The organism is Shewanella sp. KT0246, assembly GCF_019654955.1.
Taxonomy (GTDB): domain Bacteria; phylum Pseudomonadota; class Gammaproteobacteria; order Enterobacterales; family Shewanellaceae; genus Shewanella; species Shewanella goraebulensis.
In genome coordinates this window covers 21620-44361 of record NZ_BPEV01000008.1, presented here as the reverse complement: position 1 = coordinate 44361, position 22742 = coordinate 21620, and the positions used below count along the sequence as shown (strand labels likewise).

Annotated in this window: 21 protein-coding genes; 16 read left to right on the top strand and 5 right to left on the bottom strand. The window is 40.7% G+C overall.

The genetic code is table 11. The features are described 5' to 3' along the window. Window positions 1-13: 13 nt before the first annotated feature. Window positions 14-2221, bottom strand: a complete 2208-nt coding sequence (locus tag K5Q58_RS05490) for a YfaP family protein (protein ID WP_220752963.1) — start codon at window positions 2219-2221, stop codon at window positions 14-16. 390 nt (window positions 2222-2611) lie between these two features. Between K5Q58_RS05490 and K5Q58_RS05485 the strand changes: the two genes are divergently transcribed. From K5Q58_RS05485 to K5Q58_RS05475, 3 genes are all read left to right on the top strand, one after another. Next, window positions 2612-3202, top strand: a complete 591-nt coding sequence (locus tag K5Q58_RS05485; RefSeq protein ID WP_220752962.1) for a hypothetical protein — start codon at window positions 2612-2614, stop codon at window positions 3200-3202. Next, window positions 3168-3707, top strand: coding sequence for a hypothetical protein (locus K5Q58_RS05480; RefSeq protein WP_220752961.1), 540 nt, complete (start codon window positions 3168-3170; stop codon window positions 3705-3707). The genes K5Q58_RS05485 and K5Q58_RS05480 overlap by 35 nt, the downstream gene beginning before the upstream one ends. A 76-nt stretch (window positions 3708-3783) precedes the next feature. After that, a complete protein-coding gene (locus K5Q58_RS05475) occupies window positions 3784-4815 on the top strand; it encodes a hypothetical protein (RefSeq protein ID WP_220752960.1) in 1032 nt (343 codons plus the stop codon). Window positions 4816-4839: 24 nt separating this feature from the next. Here K5Q58_RS05475 and K5Q58_RS21315 read toward each other — a convergent pair whose 3' ends face one another. Beyond that, a complete protein-coding gene (locus K5Q58_RS21315) occupies window positions 4840-4953 on the bottom strand; it encodes a hypothetical protein (protein WP_374758481.1) in 114 nt (37 codons plus the stop codon). Between the two features lie 380 nt (window positions 4954-5333). Between K5Q58_RS21315 and K5Q58_RS05470 the strand changes: the two genes are divergently transcribed. Next, window positions 5334-6359 carry an alpha/beta hydrolase gene (locus K5Q58_RS05470; RefSeq protein WP_220752959.1) on the top strand — a complete coding sequence of 342 codons (1026 nt, stop codon included), beginning with the start codon at window positions 5334-5336 and terminating at the stop codon, window positions 6357-6359. A 76-nt stretch (window positions 6360-6435) separates the two neighbouring features. Here the strand turns inward: K5Q58_RS05470 and rluF are convergent, their stop codons facing one another. Together rluF and K5Q58_RS05460 are read right to left on the bottom strand one after the other, a co-directional pair. Next, the gene (gene rluF / locus K5Q58_RS05465) at window positions 6436-7389 is read right to left on the bottom strand and encodes a 23S rRNA pseudouridine(2604) synthase RluF (RefSeq protein ID WP_259651245.1); all 954 of its coding nucleotides are present in this window, start codon (window positions 7387-7389) and stop codon (window positions 6436-6438) included. A 102-nt stretch (window positions 7390-7491) separates the two neighbouring features. Beyond that, complete coding sequence (locus K5Q58_RS05460; RefSeq protein ID WP_220752958.1) at window positions 7492-8034, bottom strand: DUF4287 domain-containing protein; 543 nt, start codon at window positions 8032-8034, stop codon at window positions 7492-7494. Between the two features lie 304 nt (window positions 8035-8338). On the opposite strand from K5Q58_RS05460, the gene K5Q58_RS05455 reads away from it, so the two are divergent. The 4 genes from K5Q58_RS05455 to K5Q58_RS05440 all read left to right on the top strand — a co-directional run bounded on the left by K5Q58_RS05455 (window position 8339) and on the right by K5Q58_RS05440 (window position 13136). After that, window positions 8339-8854 carry a GNAT family N-acetyltransferase gene (locus K5Q58_RS05455; RefSeq protein WP_220752957.1) on the top strand — a complete coding sequence of 172 codons (516 nt, stop codon included), beginning with the start codon at window positions 8339-8341 and terminating at the stop codon, window positions 8852-8854. 80 nt (window positions 8855-8934) lie between these two features. Continuing rightward, window positions 8935-10221, top strand: a complete 1287-nt coding sequence (locus K5Q58_RS05450; protein ID WP_220752956.1) for a DEAD/DEAH box helicase — start codon at window positions 8935-8937, stop codon at window positions 10219-10221. A 258-nt stretch (window positions 10222-10479) separates the two neighbouring features. Beyond that, window positions 10480-12549, top strand: a complete 2070-nt coding sequence (locus tag K5Q58_RS05445; RefSeq protein ID WP_220752955.1) for a PhoX family phosphatase — start codon at window positions 10480-10482, stop codon at window positions 12547-12549. A gap of 197 nt (window positions 12550-12746) precedes the next feature. Further along, window positions 12747-13136: a VOC family protein gene (locus tag K5Q58_RS05440; RefSeq protein WP_220752954.1), complete on the top strand. Its 390-nt coding sequence runs from the start codon at window positions 12747-12749 to the stop codon at window positions 13134-13136. Between the two features lie 10 nt (window positions 13137-13146). Here K5Q58_RS05440 and K5Q58_RS05435 read toward each other — a convergent pair whose 3' ends face one another. After that, window positions 13147-13560, bottom strand: a complete 414-nt coding sequence (locus tag K5Q58_RS05435) for a MarR family winged helix-turn-helix transcriptional regulator (RefSeq protein WP_220752953.1) — start codon at window positions 13558-13560, stop codon at window positions 13147-13149. Window positions 13561-13795: 235 nt separating this feature from the next. Between K5Q58_RS05435 and K5Q58_RS05430 the strand changes: the two genes are divergently transcribed. The 8 genes from K5Q58_RS05430 to K5Q58_RS05390 all read left to right on the top strand — a co-directional run bounded on the left by K5Q58_RS05430 (window position 13796) and on the right by K5Q58_RS05390 (window position 22737). Next, the gene (locus K5Q58_RS05430) at window positions 13796-16153 is read left to right on the top strand and encodes a TonB-dependent siderophore receptor (RefSeq protein WP_220752952.1); all 2358 of its coding nucleotides are present in this window, start codon (window positions 13796-13798) and stop codon (window positions 16151-16153) included. 39 nt (window positions 16154-16192) lie between these two features. Beyond that, complete coding sequence (locus K5Q58_RS05425) at window positions 16193-16873, top strand: Fe2+-dependent dioxygenase (protein ID WP_220752951.1); 681 nt, start codon at window positions 16193-16195, stop codon at window positions 16871-16873. 262 nt (window positions 16874-17135) lie between these two features. Then, window positions 17136-18212, top strand: coding sequence for a YafY family protein (locus tag K5Q58_RS05420; RefSeq protein ID WP_220752950.1), 1077 nt, complete (start codon window positions 17136-17138; stop codon window positions 18210-18212). 31 nt (window positions 18213-18243) lie between these two features. Further along, a complete protein-coding gene (gene ftsZ, locus K5Q58_RS05415) occupies window positions 18244-19491 on the top strand; it encodes a cell division protein FtsZ (protein ID WP_220752949.1) in 1248 nt (415 codons plus the stop codon). Window positions 19492-19754: 263 nt separating this feature from the next. Then, the gene (locus K5Q58_RS05410; RefSeq protein ID WP_220752948.1) at window positions 19755-20588 is read left to right on the top strand and encodes an ion transporter; all 834 of its coding nucleotides are present in this window, start codon (window positions 19755-19757) and stop codon (window positions 20586-20588) included. Window positions 20589-20746: 158 nt separating this feature from the next. After that, window positions 20747-21205 (top strand): TetR/AcrR family transcriptional regulator, encoded by a 459-nt coding sequence (locus tag K5Q58_RS05405; RefSeq protein WP_220752947.1) that lies wholly within the window; start codon window positions 20747-20749, stop codon window positions 21203-21205. A 291-nt stretch (window positions 21206-21496) separates the two neighbouring features. Next, on the top strand, window positions 21497-22438 hold the full coding sequence (locus K5Q58_RS21090; RefSeq protein ID WP_259651244.1) for an AzlC family ABC transporter permease: 942 nt from the start codon (window positions 21497-21499) through the stop codon (window positions 22436-22438). After that, on the top strand, window positions 22435-22737 hold the full coding sequence (locus K5Q58_RS05390) for an AzlD domain-containing protein (RefSeq protein ID WP_220752946.1): 303 nt from the start codon (window positions 22435-22437) through the stop codon (window positions 22735-22737). The genes K5Q58_RS21090 and K5Q58_RS05390 overlap by 4 nt, the downstream gene beginning before the upstream one ends. Window positions 22738-22742 lie beyond the last annotated feature (5 nt).

Genomic DNA, 22742 nt, shown 5'->3' with positions numbered 1-22742 from the left:
TTGTTCGCTAAATTTACTGTTTGTAATATTTACTACTAATTAAGCCTTTTACAACGGATTGTAACTTGTTCAATGGAATCGCCACAGGTGACCTTTGAGCTGTTTCCGCCGTTTGTGCTAGAGAGCTTGGGGAAGTTACCCATTCATTGATTTCGGTAAAAACTAAAGCTCCATCAACATCTTTTTCAACTTTTGCCACGTGCCACCATTCACTTATTCCATCAGTCGGTGGGGTAAATAAGTGTTGCTGGTTGTCAAAGATAAATTCAACTCTTGTCATGACAGGATTTATATCAGGTGCGCCAGAATAATTATGAACATAATAATCATATCTGCCTTCAATTGGAAAATCAGGGATTGAAATGACTTCAGGGCCGAAACTACTTGTATCATCTACATCTAAGTAAATAACAGTTTCGCCGATAGTGACACTTGGGTCAGCAAAGTAAACGTGTTCTTGGTCACCATTGACATCAGTGATATATAAATGTGAGTCCAAATCAGAAGGGGTTTCGCCCCAGTTTAGCGTTACTTTTGTAAGTGCTTCAGATAAGACCAAACAAGTCGACAATGAGTAGTCTGTATTACCAGTATTAATGATTGATGTACGACTTTGAAAGCCTATTGTTGCGCCAAGTAAAATCGTGGAGTTGATTCTTACAGGTAAGCTAAAAGTACCGTCCTCAATCGAGAAGCTAACTGAACGTCCCAGATAATCGCGGCCATCAGCAATAATTCGTGCATTATTAATTAAATTACCTTCTCCATCTTCAACACAACCGTTAACTAACACGGTTTCGTAAATTTTGTCTGCATTCCAAGTGGTAAAGTGACTTACATTTCCCACATAAAACATTTTTCCGTTATCAGTGATTAAATCTGCTTCTCCTTCTTCAATCCAAAGTCCAGTGACTTCATCAAAATAATAGAGTGGAATGTTTGCAGGTAAATTACTTCCTACTGCAGGAATTTGAATCTCGGCGGTTTTCCCTTCAGCAAGTTGTAACGGGTTGCCTAGTTCATCTTCAAAGCTAACAGTGATTGCACCAAATGACTCAATAGGTACAAGCTCGCCATTTTCGTCAGTGGTGAGCATATCTCCTGGCATCATCTCGATATCAATCGCAGGATTGATAATGGTTAATTCTGCGACGACAGCTGTTGCAGCTAAATCTCCATTTGAGTCAACAAGGCTGTTTTCTGGAAGGTTAACAAGTAGAGTATCTTCAACACTTAATTCATGAGCTTGTGTCGCATCAAAGCTTACGGTTTGATGAACTGGTTGTAATAATAAATTTTGATGTTGAGTTAATTCCTCATTGGAAATACTCATTGCAGCTTCAGCATACCCTGTTGCATCAGCAGTAAGGGTTAAGCGATCTGTTATTTCAATATCTTGAACTTGCCCAGTAAATATTCCATCGTCAGTTGAAGTCATTGTTTGAATGATTTCAGAACCATTCGAAATATTAATTTGGCTTCCTAAAATGGCTTCACCATTAAAGTAATTAATAGTTTGACCATTGATGGTGATAAAAAATTGCTCTTCAAGAGTAAAATCAACCATCACTGGTTCCGCAGCGTCTTCTTCTCCATCCGATACCTTGATTGAAATATCCGTTTTGGTTGTTTCTTCAACAGAAGATGAATAAGTAATTAACCCAGATGCAGAAATAGTTAAACTTGCAGGACCTTCAACTAACTCAAAATTAATATCATTTTCAATATCTAGATCATCAACATCAGAAACAAGCAATTGATAAGTAAAAGTAGAGCCTGACTCAACGGTTTGTTCTGCTACAGGAGTAACGGTTGGTGCATCATTAATTGGCGTCACAATGACTTCAAAACTTTGCCCTGATGCGACTGCGCTATCTTCGCCGCCATCTGTCACTATTACAGACATCAGCCCAGAAGTTAACATTCCTTCTATAGGTATCCAGGTGATAAGCCCAGTGTCAGAAATACTCATACCTTCAGGAGCATTGGTTAGTGAAAAGCTCAAATCAGTACCATTGTTGGCATCATCAGGATCTGTAACTGCAACTTGATAGCTATATTCAATATCTTCTGTAGCTGTTATCAGGGCACTTGAGGAAATTAAAGGGGCAATATTTTTCAGTGCTTCTTTTTCTGAATCAGAAGAACCACCGCAACCGACTAATGCTAATGATAGCGCAGCAGCAATTAATGACGGGCGCCATTGTTGACTAAAATCCATTTTAAAACTCCATATCCGTATGTTTGCCGCCTTGCTAGCGGCATTTTATTCACTATCTATTCGACTGTTAATTTATTAATTTAAACCAACAGGTTGCTATATAACCTTAATATGTAAATACAGGATTCTGGGCTAAATCAGTAATGATGACAATTATTACAAAGGATGTTTTTTGGTTTGAGGTAATACTTATAGGCGTTATCTTTGTATGTTATTTGCTCGTTTAGAAGGTGCGCATTGGAATCTAAGAGCGTAAGCCATTAATGTAATGCCGTACCACTTGGCTTTAGGGTTATCAATCATGTTGTGCTACGGCCTTTATCGGTTGTTTATAGTGTTGCAAACATAAGATGAATCTATCAAAAACCGAAAACTAAAATGGATTTTAGAATGAAATATATAAAACGCACTTTATTGTTGGCTGCACTAACAGCAACAAGTTTTGCATCCCTAGCAGGGAACCAAGCCGCCATAGCCTCGTTTGATGCTAAAACATTACCGATAACGGAACGTAGCCAAGTTATAACCGATAAACAGCTGGCGCTTATGGAAGAGTTTAATCGAATGACAGAGGCGCAGACCAGCGCCATTGGTATGTTTAAAAGCGGCAAAGTGCAAGAGTTACAACAACTCGGTGAGCAAACATTGGTTGAGGCCAATAAATTTGTTGATGAATATCAGATTTTTTTAAGCCAACTTCCTGAAACATCAACCTGTTATGTCCCTGAAAATGTCACCGAATATCAACGCATGATAGCTGAGATTACAGAGGCAAATTCAGGTTTAAGTACATTAGCATCATCCGTTGGCGATAATGATGAAATGGGCGCGACTATGGCGATGTTAAACGTGCAAATGCATGCCGGCCGAATCAGCTCGTTAGTGCAAATGTTTCAGATGGTTAAAATGTGCTATATGACAGATGCTATGGGGATGACTAAAGCAGATGTGGAGCGCAGAAGGGCGCAGCAAAACAACTAATAAACCTCAGTTTCTCGATATGGATAATTGGATTTTTAAAGATAAAACTAAAGGAATAGTAATGAAAATAAGATGTGTGTTTTTGAGTTTGATGTTAAGTCTAGGCTTGAGTTTTCCAGCAAGTGCGTTAGAGCGCTTTGCAGGAATTGAAGACGGCTCTGATGAAAATTTAAAAGCAGTCTGCAAAAACTATATGCTCAATAGTTATCTGAAAAATGATCCGGATCTATTTTTTCACTTACTACCTAAATCAATGAAAAAACGTGAAGAAAGGCTTGAAAAAAAGTGGTATGAAAATCATTTGAGCCGCTTTGGTAGTGAGCCGTTAACAGAATATGACCTTTTTGAGTTGGATGACTCGGTCATAAAGTCTTCACATAAAGGGCATTCGATAAAGCGTTTCAAAGTCAAATTTAAGGCCGGCACTATGGAGCGCTATCGCAGAAGTGCTTGCTCTTTTAAGCAAAGTGATGACCAACGATGGTATTTTAGTCAAAAACCTTAACTGATGTAATAAAAAGCCCTGTTAATTCTTAATGGGGCTTTGTTTTTAAATGGCTAAAAAATATTAAAGGGATGTAATGAGTTATAAAATTTGTAAGCAGACTGACGACCGTATTGTGCTACAAGATACTGGTGGCTTTATCGATTTCATTTTTGGAATAGTATTGGTCGTGTTAGGTTCAGGGGTTATATATTTAGGTTGGTTTGGTTATCAAGATACTGGCGAGCTACTCATGCCACTTATTATTGCCCTTGTTGGTTGTTGTTTTTTCTTCCCCGTATTTAAAGTTAACCGATTAATTATTGATGCTGTAAATAAAGAAATCATTAAAACCAAGTCTTGGTTTGGTATTACCACCAATAAAGAAGTTATAACTAACCGCAGTTTATCTTTACTGGAAATGTCAGGTTTCACCAGCGGTGAGGTAGAGGCGTTTTTTGATAGTAATGAGCGGGCTAATCATCACTACAGTCTTAAATTCTACAGCTACCCTGAATGGAATCTTTCGATGAGAAGTTTTCCAGCTATGCTCGATATAGCGCTGTTTATTGAGCAGCATTTTGATACTGATTTAGCTTTGGTCGTTCAGCATAAAAGGCATAAGTTTACTGCCAAAGGGCTATTGAAAAATCATCAAATAACACCATTACCTAATGACTCAACCGTTAAAGAAGTTGGCTTTCAAGAAATAAGAGTTGCCTCTACACGAGGTGGAATCATTAGACAGTGGGCTGTGCCTGTTAGCCTTAGTATGTGGGCCATTATGACTAGCGGCTTTTTATTATATTTATCTGCGTTAGAAGGTTTTACATATATCCCTGTTGCATTGCAGTACTTATTAGCTTTCATTTTTTCATTCGGCATTAGCTTCCTTATTATTAAAAATTATGTACCAAATCACTTGAAGATTGACCATGGTAATTTGATTGTTAAAACAAGCCTATTTGGTGCGAGGAAATACCCATTATCTGAAGTGATAGGTGTGGTTAATGTGGCTAAAATAACTTATTTGATAACACGCAAAGGCTCAGAGCAACTCGCTTATAAAATACCGACTAAATACAGTTATGCGATTCATAGTTGGTTATTGTCATTTTTAAACAAGTAGCAAACTGAAAAGTCGGCAATATCATTATTGTGCTAGCTCTTTCATATATCGCTTGGGTGATTTCGACAGTGCTTTTTTGAACATGGTGATAAAAGCACTTACTGATTCGTAACCGAGCTTTTCTGATATATGTTGCACTGATTTGGTGTTGAGGAAATGCCTTCAGTGCGACAATTTATAAGTAAATTTGTGCACCACATTCTATCGCTAATCCCCACTTCCTTTTTTACCAAACCCGCTAATGTAGGTTTACTCACTGCATATTGTTTTGGTCATTGCCCCTGCGTTGGTGGGATATGCATTTTCGTTATTAGGTAATTGTACGACCGCATTATGGCTTTATGGAGTGGGATGTATCATCGCTGCTATGTTCGGCTTAGGCTGTGGCCGTAACACGACACTTCAAACTAGGACGACATTACTAACTAGCTTAAAGCATGGCTAATTTAGCTAGTGTTATTTTTTTAATTGAATTATGTTTGTTATGGGTAATCAATCGTGTTGTAAGGGAAAACAATATGGCTTTTAAGCTAAACAAGAATAATGGTTCTACGTCTTTTATTAAGGTGACGACGCCTCTGTTAGTGACTGTAGTGTTATCTTTTTTGTCATACAGCGCAGCGGCAGTCAATATTGAATCTAAGACTGGTGCAGCACCTGAATCTTCACAAAAGTCATTACCTACTGTCAGCCAAGGGACATTACAACGTCTTGATGAAAAATACATTGAATTTACCCTTATAAAACCACGCCCTATTGATGTGTGGTTACCTGAAGATTACCCCGCTAACGCACCTTATGCCGTGGTGTATATGCATGACGGCAAGGTGCTGTTTGATGCATCTAAGTCATGGAACGGTACGGCATGGGAAGTGGATGAAACTGCAGCAACTTTGAATAAAATTGAGGACATAAAACCATTTATTGTGGTGGGCATTCATAATGCCGAGCAGTCTCGTCATAGTGAGTATTTTCCGCAAAAGCCGTTTGAGTCTTTAAGTGAAGATAAGCAAACCAGTTTGTATCAAACCCAGCGCAATGAAACTGAAAAGCTATTAGCGCAGGCGGTGTATTCTGATAAGTATGCTGAGTTTATCGTTACTGAGCTAAAACCCTATATCGATACTCACTTCAAGGTCGCAACAGATAAGCAAAATACCTTTATTATGGGCTCAAGTATGGGAGGGTTAATCTCTTGGTATACGGCGTTAGAGTATCCACAAGTCTTTGGTGGTGCTGCGTGTTTATCGACCCATTGGCCAGGATCATTTGCTCAAGACAATAACCCGATCCCACAGGTGTTTAATCAATATTTAGCTAAGCAGATTGCCACTAAGCCTCAAGTGAAATTGTATTTTGATTATGGCGATCAAACCCTTGATGCTATGTATCCGCCGCTTCAAGCTGATGTGGATAAACTGTTTGAGGCTGCTGAGTATGATAAAGAGCTATGGCAAAGCCACTTTTTTAAAGGTAAAGCCCATAACGAGAACGACTGGGCTGAAAGGTTAAGTATTCCAATGACATTTTTACTAACCAAATAATGCAGTAATAACTTGTTAAAAAACAGGGCGTCGGTATTGCTACTGACGCCCTGTTTATATCTGCTTTAAATCGTGACTAACGAGCTCGGTTAGGCTTGCGACCACCACTTGGTTTACCTTTGCTGCCTTTGCCTGCGCCTTTAGCTTGCTGACCTTTAGTTTGGCCTTTGCCGCCACCTTTGGCTTGGCCTTTATGCTTGGTGCTGCGGTTATGCTGCATAAAGTGCTCTGGGCCTTCAATTTTGCTGCGCTCTGAAGCGGTTTTCGGTTTAGGTTTAGGCTTTTTCTTTGGTGCTGCTTTTTTATCTTCAGATGAAGAATCTTTGATCATGTCAAACAACACATCTAATTCTTGTTTATCTAAGTCACGCCACTCACCAATGGGTAGACCTTTAAGGCTGACATTCATAATCTGTTGACGTTCAAGCTTAGTGACCTCAAAGTTGAAGTATTCACACATACGGCGAATTTGACGGTTAAGTCCTTGGACTAAAACGATTTTAAATGCATAAGGCGAGACTTGTTCAACCTTACATTTTTTAGTTACCACACCTAATATCGGTACGCCTGCGCCCATGCCTTTAATGAAGTCATCGGTAATCGGTTTGTTCACTGTGACCACGTATTCTTTATCGTGGTTGTTGCCAGCGCGGAGGATTTTATTGACCAAATCACCATTATTAGTCAGAAATATCAAGCCTTGCGAGTCTTTATCTAAACGGCCAATAGGGAAAATACGAGTGGAGTGATTAACAAAATCGACGATGTTATCGCGCTCAGTGCCTTCGGTGGTACTGACAATACCAACGGGTTTGTTGAGGGCGATAAATACTAAGTCTTCTGCATCACGGGGCTCAATATCTTGGCCATTAACTTTCACTTTATCGCCAAAGGAAACTTGGTCACCCACTTGCGCACGTTTACCATTGATAAATACATTGCCTTGCTCAATAAAACGGTCGGCATCACGGCGTGAACAAATGCCACTTTCACTGATGTATTTATTAAGACGCATGGCTGAATCAGTCACTTTGGGTTTCCTTGAAAGCTAAAATTGTCGATATTCGATTAGCGCGTAGTTTACCATAAGGGACAGCACGCATTAATTGTTATTTTCTGTTTGAGATAGACACTAAACCGATTGTTTATATGCTTCTAGCAGCCATTGTTTAACTTCTGCATTAACGTCGCCGACTTCTTTTAGCTGTATTCGATGGCTACACATGGTGCCAAAGGGGCCAGAACCTTCAAGGCAGCCTTGGGGGGCGGTATCTTTAAGCTTTAAACCAAGATCAATTCGGCTTTTAGTGGCAGGTTTTATCAGGGCAAATTGCTTTTTGCGGATAATACTCACACTGGCTTTTTTGGGCGTAATAACCACATCATCACCAAAACCTTTAACGGTTGATGTGAGTAAGTCATAAATGGGTGTGAGCTGCTCTTTACCTTGATATTGCTGAGAAACTAAATCATCAGCGGATTCATCTTTTTGCTTTGATAAAGTGACAATGGTATTGGCAAAACCATGGGTGACACCGTGTTGCTCTTTAAGGTACTTAACCGATTGGCCGTGTTTTTCAATGTTTTGCTCAGATAATATGACTAACCATTGCGCCAGTGACTTACCTGTTTTTTCAGGCATATTATCAATCATTGTTTGAAGTGCTTTATCCATTTTGCTCTCCTCAAGCTAAACCCTATTGTTTATATACAAAGATAGCTTCAAGGGTAATCATATTGCCAGTAAAATTATTGATTAACTTTCTCGATATCGGTGTTTCATTGGTTTTGATTGTAAGGTGAGGAATTGAAATAAATCTAATTATTTTCATAACATGGTGCGTGTCGAGTACGCTCAGGTTGATATTCAGCTAATGAGTCATTTGCTCAATAAATAATATGTGATTATTGTTAGCCAGACACAAGATTTGAGAATCAAGAATCTACAAGAATAATCAATTAAAGGAGTTAACTGATTAATGAGTGCAACCCAAGAACTTAATCTAAGTTTACAGCCCATCACGTCTGCCGACTTACCGTTACTATTTGAGTTTCAAAATGATCCACTTGCCAATGATATGGCTGACTTTCCTGCGCGCAATAAAGCCGATTTTATCGCCCATTGGCAACAGAATATCTTGGCAAGTGATACTGCGATAGCTGAAGGCATTTGGCTTAAAGATGACGCAGGTACTTTGGAGTTAGTGGGCAGTATTGTCTGTTGGTCGATGACTGCTGAAAGCGCTGATGCACCACTTCAGATTGAACATTACCTAGGTTATTGGATTGGGCGAGCTAACTGGGGCAAGGGCATTGCGACTGATGCCGTGTCACAATTTATTACCCGCTGTCATAGACGGCCATTGTTGGCGAATGTAGTAGAGAACAACATAGGCTCAATAAAAGTGCTGAAAAATAATGGTTTTGTGAATATTAATCCTGAGCAATTTAGCTTACCCATTGAAGCCAATATGCAGTTGTTTTGCTTAAACTAAGCGCTTGATGATTAGCTGACGTATGCTTTTGTGTATATTGGCTGCGTGGTAAACTGTAGCGATATTATCATGGAGTATTTATGTCTGCCTCAGCGTTATCTTTTTCTTCTTTAGGTTTACACCCCACATTAACTCAGCGTTTAACTGTTCTAGGCTACGAGCAGCCTACTGACATTCAAGCTGCGGCTATACCGTTACTGTTAGCGGGTGAAGATGTCATGGCAGGGGCGCAGACAGGCACAGGCAAAACGGCTGCATTTGCCTTGCCGATTTTACAGGGAATATTGAATGCTAATGCCGTTTCGGATACAAGTTCAGCTCCAGACTCCGTTTTAGATAATCAAAAGCGAATTAAAGCGCTTATTTTAGTGCCCACTCGAGAGCTTGCTCAGCAAGTTCATCAGAGTGTCACTGATTATGCTAATGGTACTGATATAAAAGCAGTTGTGGTTTATGGCGGTGTGAGTATTAAAGCCCAAGTGAATGCGATACAAGCTGACTGTGATATTTTGATCGCAACCCCCGGCAGGTTACTGGATCATTTACGCAATCAAGTGATGTCACTAGCCTCATTGGAATACTTTGTATTAGATGAAGCCGATCGCATGTTAGATATGGGCTTTAAAGAAGAAATTGTTGAAGTATTAAAACGTCTGCCTAAACAGCGCCAAACTGCATTATTTTCTGCCACCTTAGATGATCAAATTTTTAGGTTCAGCCAGCGTTTATTACGTAGCCCCAAAATAGTCGAAACCGCTAAAAGAAACAGCACCGCAGCTAAAATTATTGAACGGGTTTATAACCTCGATAGTGAGCGTAAATCTGCTTTACTCAGCCATGTTATTAACAAAGAGTCTTGGTCTCAAGTTTTAGTGTTTAGCCGCACGAAACAAGGTGCAGATAAGATTTCAGAACAATTAAAGTCGAGCAATATCAACGCTGCTCCGTTTCATGCCGACTTATCTCAATTTGTGCGAGAGTCGACTTTAGCTGATTTTAAAACGGGTAAAGTAAGCGTGCTGGTGGCCACTGATGTGGCAGCACGTGGACTAGATATAGAACAACTTGATGCAGTCATTAACTTTGAGTTGCCATTTAAAGCAGAAGATTATGTTCACCGTATTGGGCGTACTGGTAGAGCAGGTAAAGAAGGCATTGCGGTGACCTTACTCAGCCCAGATGATGAAGGTTTGCTAGTGGCGGTAGAGCGAAAGCTAGATAGACGCTTACCGCAGCAATGGTATCCAGGTTTTGAACCAGACTTAACGAAAGAGCCTGTCGCTACCCCACGTAAAGCTAAAAAAGGCTCTCTAAAACAACAAGCACGTCAAAAGGCATTGGCTGAATCAGCTAAAAAGCGCAAGTAGCCCAGCCTTGATAGGGGAATAGTTTTATTTCCCTTTCACATCATCCTCTTCACATCATTTCCTTTCTGCTTACTTCCTTTTACCTTCGTTTTTAAATCGTTTAGAAGTGAGCTTATTACATTTGTATCGTTAATTCCGCCTTGTGTCATACAGTTGTTTTATTTTTGTCATCTCAGTTAAGTTCGTTTGTCATATTTAATTCTTACTCTGTTCGAAAAATACAACAACGTTTGCAACTTTTGATCGCAAGGATATTTTATGAGCAAGGCTACATTTGATCCAACTCGTTTTAATAAGAGCAATAACACGCCATTTAACGAAGTATTAGATAAACACCTTTCAAGACGTAACTTTGTCAAAAGTGGTCTTGGATTAAGTGCAATGACTGCTTTCAGTGGTTTTGGAATAGCGGGTTGTAGTTCTGATTCAGATTCTAATAACGACTCAACCCCTGTCGATGATACTCCTACCACGCCAGATACACCGAATGTGAGTCAGGCAACGCTAGGCTTTGAATCTATTGCTGGTTCTAAAACTGATGCGGTAACAGTTGCTGCTGGTTACTCTGCTTATGTACTTGCGCCTTGGGGCGAGCCTTTAAACGATAAAGCGAATGCGTTTAAAGAGGACGGTTCAAATACCGCTGAAGATCAAGCTAACTCAATGGGTATGCATCATGATGGCATGCACTTTTTCCCATTAACTGAAGCGGGTGATGACGGCTTATTATGTGTGAATCACGAATATATTGACCAAGCAGCATTGCACCCAATGGGCCCTACAGTAGATGCTGATGGCCATCGCACCGAGCTTGATGAAATTCGTAAAGAAATCAATGCCCATGGCATCTCTGTTGTACGTATCAAGCTAAACAATGGCATGTGGGAAACGGTTAAAAATGACGACCACAACCGCCGTTTTACTGGTGCGACAGTGATGGATATTGCTGGCCCGCTTGCGTACAGCTCATACCTTGAAACGTGTTACTCTCCAGATGGTAGCCAAGCCCGTGGCACACTGAATAACTGTGGTAACGGTTACACGCCTTGGGGCACTTACTTAACGTGTGAAGAAAACTGGCCAGGTTATTTTGTTAATCGTGGTGAGTTAACGCAAGAGCAGCAGCGTATTGGTCTATCAACTTCAGGCACTCGTTATGGCTGGGATCACCTTGCTGGTAATGATGATGAGCGTTTAGATGAATTTGCACGTTTTGATGTAACGCCTTCAGGATCAAGTGCGGCTAATGATTACCGTAATGAAGCAAATGGCCATGGTTATATTGTTGAAATCGACCCTTATAACCCCAATTCTCGTGCGGTAAAACGTACTGCACTTGGGCGTTTTCGCCATGAAGGTTGTACCTTTGGTAAGTTAGCTGTTGGTAAGCCAGTAGTGTTTTATTCCGGTCATGATTCTCGTTTTGAATACCTTTACAAGTATGAATCTACTGCGCTGTGGGATGAAGCGGATGCTAACTCAACTAACCGCATCATCACTGGTGATAAGTACATGAACGACGGCACTTTATATGTCGCCAAGTTCAGTGAAGATGGTGTGGGTGAGTGGTTGCCACTGACACTAGACAGTGTCACCACTGATGGCAATACCTTAGCTGACAGCTTTGACTCGATTGCTGCAATTATTCTAAATACGGCAGGCGCGGCAGATTTAGTTGGTGCAACTCCGATGGATCGCCCTGAATGGGCAAGTGTTGATCCATTTACTGGCACGGTTTACTTAACACTGACCAATAACACTAAACGTGTTGATAGCACTAACCCTGCTAACCCACGTTTAAATAACAGCTTTGGCCATATTATTCGTTGGGACGAGGGCAGCAATGCTACTGAGTTCACTTGGGATATCTTTGTATTTGGTTCTCCAGCTGATGGCGATGAAGACACTAACCGTTCAGGCTTAACTGACCTTAACCAATTTGCTAGCCCAGATGGATTAGCTTTTGATAAGCGCGGTATTTTATGGGTGCAAACTGATAATGGTGCTGATGAAGTTGAGGAATACACTAACGATCAAATGCTTGCGATCGTGCCTTCGCCAATGACGGACGACAATGGTCAGCAGCAAGTGGTTAGTGCTGATAACCAAGCTGAGTTAAAGCGCTTCTTTGTTGGCCCTAATGGTTGTGAAGTCACTGGTTTTGCAATTACGCCAGATTACACCACGGTATTTGCTAATATCCAGCATCCAGCTAATTGGCCATATTCTGCTGTTGCGACTGAAGAAACGCCAGCAGGTACAACGGTCCGTGCCCGCGCTGCTACTGTGGTTATACGTAAAGATGACGGCGCTGAAGTGGGTGTGTAATCGCCTGGCATTGAACTGAGATTGAACTGAGATTGAACTGATATGCTTGGACATACATTGTTGAGCTGATATTCATCAGTGCGTTTTATCAATGAGGTTCAGCAGTGAGGTTTATTACAAACCCTGATAGAGTCATTTATCAGGGTTTGTTTTTTTAACGCTATCATTTGTTTTCTAATGGTATCAATAGGTGCTTTATGTTCAACGGAATCCATCATGTGGCGATCATTTGTAATGACTATTCAGTATCAAAACGGTTTTATACCGAAGTATTGGGCTTTAAGGTGATTGCAGAGAATTACCGTGAAGCAAGAGACTCTTATAAGCTTGATTTACAGTTACCTGATGGTAGCCAAATTGAACTGTTTTCTATTCCTAACTCGCCTAAACGACCCAGTTACCCTGAAGCGCAGGGCTTACGCCACCTTGCTTTCAAGGTTGATGATATTGACGCAACGGTGGCTTATTTAGGGCGGCATAATATTAAGGTTGAGCCCGTAAGAGTGGATGAATACACGGGTAAAAAGTTTACTTTTTTTAGCGATCCTGACGATCTGCCATTAGAAGTCTATGAGACTGACAGTTAATTTAATTTGCTTAACTTAATTTGCTCAAAAACAGCTGTAATTGCGCCACTTGTTTCTCGGTTAATTGCTTTGTGGTGCCCTCACTACAACTTTGACTTGTTACCGATGCATCCTGATAGACCTCTTTTCCAGCCGTTGTTAATTTGACTAAGCTGACTCTGGCATCTCTGCTGTTCTTTTCTTTATCGATTAAATGGATCTTCTCCATTGGCATTAACAAGCGAGTGATCCCTGAAGCGGTGAGGTTAGTGGCTTCGGCCAGTTCAACACGGCTCATCACTTGATTAGGTGATTGTGCCAATTTCTCGAGTACTTGAAACTCAGTAAAGCTAATGCCGTGGACGCTTAAGGCACGATCTATTTTTTTGTTAAAGCGGCCAAAGGCACTTGAAAGTGCCATTAATGCTGATAGTGATTCTGACATGGTAGTCACTCTTGAATTAATAGTTGCATAATGCTTGATTAATCAAGTATCGATCAACCTATATAAAACTTCAACCTGTTTGTTTAACCGCCTTTTAAATCTGCTAAAAACATAAATGACTAATATATGCCAATTGAAAATGTAAATCTAAATGATAACGATTTACATTAATGTTGATTTTTTGTTAGTATCCGCCTGAATTTCATAATTTTGTTAACAAAGGACAGTTCAGAAGATGAAACCAGTACAGCAAAAAAACTTATCACTCGGCGCTCAAGCCGTTGCTGCAGCCTTAGTATTTGGCTCCCCTGCAGTATTTGCAGATGCTGCATCAGCCGAAGTCACAGCTGCTAAAACAGAGGTGAATGAAACTTGTAATACCGAAATTAGCGGAGTTGAATGTGATAAAAATCAATCTGCTGAAGCCATCGAACGTATTAAAGTTCATGGGGTGAAAAACTCGATTTACTTATCTGAGTCTTCTGGCGATCTTCGCCGTGTGGCAGATTTGGTTGATACACCTCAAGTGATCACAGTGCTAACACAAGACCAAATACAAGAGTCTGGTAAAACAGATTTAAAAGATATTTTGTCAGCCCAAGCGGGTATTACTTTAGGTACGGGTGAAAATGGTAATGCCTTTGGCGATCGTTACATTATCCGTGGTCATGAAGCTCGCAGTGATGTATTTGTTGATGGTCTTCGTGACCCAGGTATGACAACCCGTGAAAGTTTTGCCACCGAAGTGGTAGAAATTACCAAAGGCCCAAGCTCGACATTTGCTGGTCGTGGTTCTTCTGGCGGTGCGATTAACAGCGTGACTAAAAAGGCGTCAACGTCTTATAACTTAGGCCGAGTCGATTTAGGTTTAGGCACTGATGAGCATCGTCGTCTCACGGTCGATTATAACCATGCTATTTCAGATACCGTTGGTGTGAGATTTAACGGCTTATTATCTGATGAAGATAAGCCCGGTCGTGAAGGGATAAGCCGTGAGCGAAATGGCGTGCAGTTATCGGCAGTGTTTGAACCAACAAGTGATTTATCTTTTGTTGCTGACGGTTATTATTTAGATGCTAAAGATGTTGCCGATTTAGGCAGTTACTTTGATCAAAACACACGTGAGCCAATTTCAGATATTCCTGTTTATGCTCAAGAGTCTGACTTTTTAGACTCAGAAGTGATGACATTTACCCTAAGAACTGAATACGATATTAGCGACAACCTGACGTTTTATAACGCGACTCGCGTGGGTAAAACTGAAAACGGCTACATCACTACGGGTGTTCGTGGTACTACACGCAGCGAGACGGATCTTGAAGCACCTGGCGCTGACACATTAACGCTCAGTACTCACCAAGGTAATCAAGAAGTCGATTATTTAAGTACCCAGTTCAATCTGTTTTGGAATACCAATATTTTAGGTATGGAAAACAAATTTGTGTTTGGACTGGAATACACAGACCAGCAAGTTGATAACGGTGTATACGATATTGTAAACGGCAATGAAACCAACTGTATAACGGCTGGCCGTCGTGGTGATGCGGGTGCTTATTGTATTTTAGATGGCGAAGGAAATACGGTTGATAATATCGACAAACTCATGGGGCGTACTTACAGCAAAGGCATTAATGATGCTGAGTACCAAATTGAGACTATTTCAGCTTACTTTATGGATACCGTTGCGCTTACCGACGAGTTAGAGCTCTTCTTTGGTGTAAGACAAGACAGCTTTGATTACCAGAATGATACTTCGAGTACTCGTAATGGCGACATTTTATATGAATACGACGACACCATGTATAACGGCCATATCGGCTTAGTTTACAGCATTACTGATGACGGTAATATTTATGCTAATTACAGCACTGCAACCAATATTAATGGTGGCGAATCTGACTTAGGTGCGAGTTGTGGTTACGGCGGCGTGTGTGGTGATGTCGATCAAGCGCGAGCGGCAGATCCTGAATTAGTTGAAAACATTGAACTGGGTACTAAGTGGATGATGTTTGAAGACAAGGTTATGTTTTCTGCATCAGTATTCCAAATCACTAAAAGTGACGTAATGGAAAGTGTGGGTGATAGCTACTCAACGCTAGGGACACTAAATACGGGTAAAAACCGCGTTCAAGGTGTTGAATTCGGCATGGTAGGTAATATTACTGAAGAATTCAGCGTGCAGTTTTCAGCGGCTATTATGGACTCAGAAGTATTAGAGTCATTCACTGAAGAAAACGTTGGCCTAGCACTGAGTAACTTTGCTGACGAAAGTGCCTACTTGCAACTGCGTTATCAACTTAATGAAGCATTTGTGATTGGTGCTGGTTACACCTACCAAAGCGAAATGTATGGCGGACAACCTGATACAGCTGCAGGCTACGATACCGAAAATGGTCGCTACAGCATTGTGGTGCCAAACTATCAAGTGGTTGATTTGTTTGCTAACTACAATGCCACTGAGTCACTGACCTTCCGCTTAAATGTGGGTAACGTGTTAGATGAAGAATACTTCACTGCGGCATATCGTTCTGGGTCATTTATGTATTTAGGTGATGCTAGAAATGCTAAGTTATCAGCGACCTATGAATTTTAAGCCAGTGCTTAATTGAAACAAAAGTGAATTGAGTAAGTTATGATTGTCATTGAACAAATACTGTCAAAAGAAGAAGTGACTTTGTACCGTAAGCAACTGGCAGATGTAAACTGGAATGATGGCCGAAATACGGCCATGGGGATGGCAGCTGCGGTTAAGCAAAACAGTCAAGCTGTAGCAAGTGATCCTGCTGTGCAGCAGTTAGCTAATCAGTTGCTCACTAAAATCGGTGAAACCCCGAAAGTGGTGTCAGCAGCTTTGCCTCATCAAATCTTTCCACCCTGCTTTAATCGTTATGCTAAGTCAGAAGAATATGGCTTTCATGTCGATGCTGCGGTGATGCGAGTACCAAATACGCAAGTGGTACTTCGCAGTGATGTTTCGATGACAGTATTTCTCTCTGAGCCTGACGAATACGATGGTGGCGAGCTAATCATTGCTACTGAGTTTGGCGAACAATCTATAAAGTTACCTGCAGGTTATGCGGTAGTGTACCCATCAAGCAGTTTGCATAAAGTGACAGCAGTGACGCGTGGTGAACGTGTTGCCGCAATCACTTGGATGCAAAGCATGGTGGCAGAGTCTTCGCTGCGGCAAAACCTGTATCAACTGGACCAATCCATTCAAGCGTTAATTGCTAAAGGCAACACTGAGCGAACCGAGCTGGATAAATTGCACAATGTTTATCACAACTTAATACGCCAATTTGCGCAGTTGTAGACGGTACTTGTAGCTTAAATCAAGTTCTGTTTAAGTCACTTATATACCAACTTAAAGCCCTAAAATGTATTTTTTAGGGCTTTTTTCTTTTTTGCATTGCATCAAAATAAAGTGAAACCTGCTGCAGTTTAGTAATTGAGTTTGCGTTAATGGCTGCAGATATCTCTGATAAATGTCTGGATTATTGATATAAATAGTTTGCTGCGACAGAATTTGACGCAGCTTGACGATATGCTATTAACTCAAGATATGGAGATGGTTAATGCAAACGAATATTCAGCGTCAGTTAGCAATGCTTGAACAAATTCCCAGACATCCACGAAAGATCACTGCAAATGTGCTGACTAAGCGACTACAAGACAGGGATTTTGATGTCGGTTTACGTACTGTGCAGCGTGAGCTGAAATCAATGAGTGATATGGGGCTTTTTGGCCTAGAACTTGATGACCGATGTAAACCCTTTGGTTGGTCTATTTCTGCATGCTGGCGTGGTCTTAATTTAACCTTGATGGATCAGCACATGGCGTTAGCCTTTCACACCTTAAAACATAGTGCTGCACAGTTATTACCTCCACAAAGCGTTAAGCAACTAACCCCTTATTTTGAACGAGCAGATCAAGTTCTTGCAAGCGATCCTGATAACCCATGGTTGTATTGGGCTTGTCGAGTGGCGCAGCTACCTGAACCTTCACCATTAATTTACTCAGAGCAAGATTCAGCCGCATTTAAACTAGTGCAATATGCTTTGCTGCATAAGCGTCAGATTGCCTGTCAAATTCAAAAAGTGATTAAAGGCCAATGCTATTGGGTTGAATACAGCCCTATTAATCCAGAGGGAATAACCATTTCAGAAGGGGTGGCGCTTTTAGCGTTTACTGTTGGTAGCGTGCATACAAAACGTTATGTGCAGTCTATTGATTTGCTCAATGATATTCGTGTGCTTGATACTCCTGCTGTCACCAGAGATGATTTTGATATCAATTTAAGCGGTGCTGAAACTCAATCAAATATTATTGATATCGAGCTATTAGTATCGGCGTCAGCTAGCTTTATTTTACGTAAAGCTAAGTTAAGTGAAAATCAAACTATTCAATTACTTAAAGATGGGCGCTACCAAGTTAAAGCGACGGTGAATGACAGTAAAAGGCTGAGAGCTTTTTTGTGGGAGATGGCCGATAATATCGAAGTGGTAGCACCTGAAAAGTTAAGAGCACATTTTACTCGTCTGATTGCAAAAGTGAGCATGCAATATCAAAGTAGCAATATTGATTCAAACGACATTGATTTAATCGACATTGATTCAAACGCTACGTCAGAGGTTGTCGCTATCGCAGGATAAGTTACAGGGGTCTATTTAAGGAGAATGACCCATGTACGATTTAATTCCAAACACCAGTAAAGCGCCATGTATTACCGTATTTGGTGTCGGAGGTTGCGGCTGCAATACGATTAACCAACTCAGTGAGTCAGCATTAAATGACAATATCAAACTGATTGCAGTGAATACGGACGCCCAGTCGCTGGCGATTTCACAGTGTGACACCCAACTTCAAATTGGCACTGAAACCACCAAAGGGTTAGGCGCTGGTGCAGACCCAGAAAAAGGATTCGAGGCCGCCCAAGAGTCCGAGCAACAAATTAAAGAAATTATAGAATTAGCGGATGTAATTTTTATAACGGGTGGTATGGGCGGCGGCACAGGCACAGGAGCCATTCCATTTATTGCGTCGATTGCCGCGCAATTAAACAAACCGTTAGTGGCAGTAGTTACAACCCCTTTCGAGTTTGAAGGCCATCAAAGAAATCTACTAGCTCAAGTAGGCGTCGAAAAGTTAATGCAACAAGCAAGCTCTGTCATTGTGCTACCTAATGATAAGTTGATTAAAACGCTGGATAAGAAAATCACGCTTGTGAATGCATTTTTTGAAAGTAATCGTATTTTACAAGACGTACTGCAAGGGTTAACCACGACAATAAGCCAATCAGGCTTAATTAATATCGACCTCAATGATTTTGTTGCAGTAGTAAGTCACCAAGGCCGTGCGGCTATGGGAGTGGCAAGGCAAGCTGAAGGTCAAGATTTAACTCATACCATTAATAACGCTCTTAACAATCCTTTATTAGAAGAAGTGGATTTTAGTCGCGCTAAAGGTGCGATTGTCAGTGTCATGGCCACAGAGGATATAGAGTTAAGCCAATACAATGCGATAGGTGAGATATTGCAGCAACAATTAGATCCAAGCGCCATGGTGATTATCGGTTTAACTATATTGCCTGAGTTAGCGAGCGAACTTGAATTAATGATTATCGCAACAGGCATTGGTTCTGATGTTACTGCGACTGAAGAAATCAAACCGACTAAACAAGGTTGCTCAAGTGAAGAAGGTTCAACAAATACTGTAATCAAGAATTCAGATTCAAGTGTTAATACCCTAGTTAACCCAAACAATAGCGGAATTACTCCCAATGCTAACAATGATCGCTTTGATACTTCAGAGTTATTTTGCTTACAGGATTTTTTAATAGAGAAATCACAAAAGGAAGAACAAAAGCAAATTGCTGACTTAGATCTGGATTCTCCAACGTGTATTAGATGGGGAGCTAAGGTGATTGGCTGACCAAGTCTGAGCTACTACAGCTTATTTAACAAAGTCGCACAGTGTAGTGTATTGAAAAGTCTATAAATGGTAGCTGACAATATATCTTTAATATTAGTTAATTAGCGTAAAAGATAACAAGCTTGTATATTAGCGCCTCTCAAATTTACTGCGACATAAGCTAGAGCTTATAGGAGCGCATTTTAAGACTATTTTAATCTTGGTTAAGTAGTCTCATCCATCCTCAAAATTGAGGGGGTATTTATAGGAGCCAATAAGCCAGTATGCAAGCCTCAGCCGTTCTCAATACACTCAAAAAAGTTGATCAAAGTAAAACCTTCCAAGGTTTTGTTATCTTTGTGATTATCGTATCAGCCTTGTCGATCGGTGCGCATACTTACCAGCTACCACCGCTGCTTGAAAACAGCCTATATGTATTAGATATCGCAATTACGGCGTTTTTCTTGATTGAGCTAATTATTCGCTTTATGGCGAGCGATAATACCAAATCATTTTTCTCTAAAGGCTGGAATATCTTTGACACTATTATCGTCATTGGCAGCTTAGTACCGCTTGGTGGTTCAACCATTTTGCTGGCAAGATTACTGCGTATTTTCCGTGTACTCAGATTGGTCTCTATGGTGCCTGAGCTAAGAATGCTGATTAACGCATTGCTTAAAGCTATCCCAAGAATGGGCTATATCGCCTTGTTAATGTTCGTTATTTTCTATATCTACGGCGCTATTGGCAGCATGTTTTTTGCCAATGTGAATGACTTTTTGTGGGGTGATGTGTCGATTGCGATGCTGACCTTGTTCCGTATTTCGACGTTCGAATCCTGGACGTCCATCATGTACGAAACCATGGAAGTATACCCATTAAGCTGGCTGTATTATTTAAGCTTTATCTTCTTAACCACCTTTGTTTTCCTCAATATGATGGTTGGAGCCGTGCTTGATGTGATGGGTGAAGAAACCAAAATCATGCGAGAAGAGCAGGGTGAAAAAGAAGCTGAGTCTGGAGCTGAAAAAAGTGCCGAAGTGGCGACTGCAGATGATATTAAACAGCTTAATGCTAAGATAGACAGGTTGACTGAGTTGTTGGCTAAGAAAGCGTAATGAATATATAGATTTAAAAAGGCTTCCAATTGGAGGCCTTTTTTCTACTAACCTTAGAATTGCAATTATCAATACCAAGTACCCAATATTGATTTTATGTGAGATTCGTGCACAATGAACAGCAGTTGAAAGGGCACTTAATTAAAGAGTTAAAAGTAATGGCGAAGATTTCTAAAGAAGAGAAAGAAGCTAACTTTAAGAAGTATAACCAAATTATTTTGGATATCTTTTTTGAAAGTGGCTGGCATTGTGTGACGTATGACAACATTGCCAAAGTTGCAGGGGTGCGAAAAAGTACCTTACAAGGCTATTACGAATCGAATAAAGAGTTTGCCCATGCGCTAAAAGGGAAAGTATTCCCGATATTTGCTGAGCAATTAGATTTTAGTTCAAAAGAGACATTAACTGAGAGCTGGCATAAAGCGCTATCGGTTAAGCACTTTCGCTATATTTTGAATATGCTAGTGGCTAATTCAACTCTGCCAGAACCATCGGATATGACCGTAAATGGCATGACCAACTTAATCAAAATGGTCGATGGACATTTTCCTGGGGAAGGACGAGAGGTCGTAGAAACTTTACTTGGTAAAACAATACTGACTTTGCTTGATATTTAGAGTGGGTTTTCAGATACGGATTGTCATTTAAAGATAGTCATTTAAAGATAGCCATTTAAAAAGGTAGCCAGTTAAAAAAGCCAGTTAAAGAGAGTCAATAATATAGTGAGTTAATCAGCTGCCTACGGGCAGCTTTTTTATGTTTATAAGAAAATTTAACTACATTTTGTTTATTCGAATATGCTAATTTTTGTTTGTTTGCTAGTTTAGTCTTTAGTTGATGCTTTGTGGCAACAAGGATGTGGATTCTCACGATAACTTGCCACCTCTCTTTCATGGAAGCGCTATAACATGCCTGAATATGATATTACCGACGAGCGAGATCCCAAGTTAAAGCGCCAGTCTTTCTTGAAAGGCTTACTGGCTGTTATGCCGCTAACTATTGCAGTGATCCCTTGGGGGATTTTAGCGGGTTCACTTGCGTTAGAAATTGGCTTAACTGCGAGCCAAAGCCAAGCGATGTCGGCGATTATTTTTGCAGGTAGTGCGCAATTAGTGGCACTAGGTATGATTAAAGCGGGTGTGGGCTTAGGCAGTATTTTAATTACCACGCTATTAATTACCTCAAGGCATTTGCTCTACGCCATGGCAATGCGCTCTCAAATAAGCTCTTTGCCACTAAAATGGCGTCTCGGGTTAGGCTTTTTACTCACTGATGAATTATTCGCTATTTCTAATCACAGTCAGCACGCTGCTAAAGTCAATAATGACAGTGTCGAGCTGCAAAATAATCATAATAATCAGAGTAATAAGCCACTTGATGACACTTCCCATTCACCAAAACCGCCATTGTCATCATCAAAATCGCCATCATCGCCATCATCGCCATCATCGCCATCATCGCCATCATCGACATTAGCAAGACATAAGTTTGATCGCTGGTACGCCCTTGGTGGGGGGTTAACGTTTTATATTGGTTGGAATATTGCCACTCTTTTAGGGATTATCGCTGGTCAATCGATTGATAATCTTGATGAACTGGGATTAGATTTTGCCATTGCGGCCACGTTTATTGCGTTGGTTGTTCCGACAGTTAAAAAACCGTCGATACTTATTTGTGTGTTGGTGTCATTAACCTTAGCTGTGGTGTGTGCTGTTTTTGATATTCAAGCTGGGCTATTAATTGCGTCATTGTCGGGGATGTTTGCTGGGGTGACTTATGCCAAGCTCACCGGTGAACATAAACGCTCAGAGCCCGTTAAGTCAGCTGATTCAGTAGGAGAACAGTCATGATATGGATAATTATTTTATCGATGGCTGCGTTGGTCTTCATTAGCCGTTATTTACTGTTAGAGCCTAAACTGCCACTAAAACTCAGCGATAAAACCCTGACGTTTTTAAGCTACTCGGCGCCAGCAGTATTAACCGCTATTTTGGCGCCAATTGTCTTTGCTCCAGAAGGCCATTTAGATATTAGCTTTAATAATAGTTATTTAGTCTGCGGTGTTGTGGCGACCCTATTAGCGTACTTTACCCGCAATACCCTATTGACCACTGTGCTCAGCATAGGACTTTTTTTTATCATTTTTTAATACAG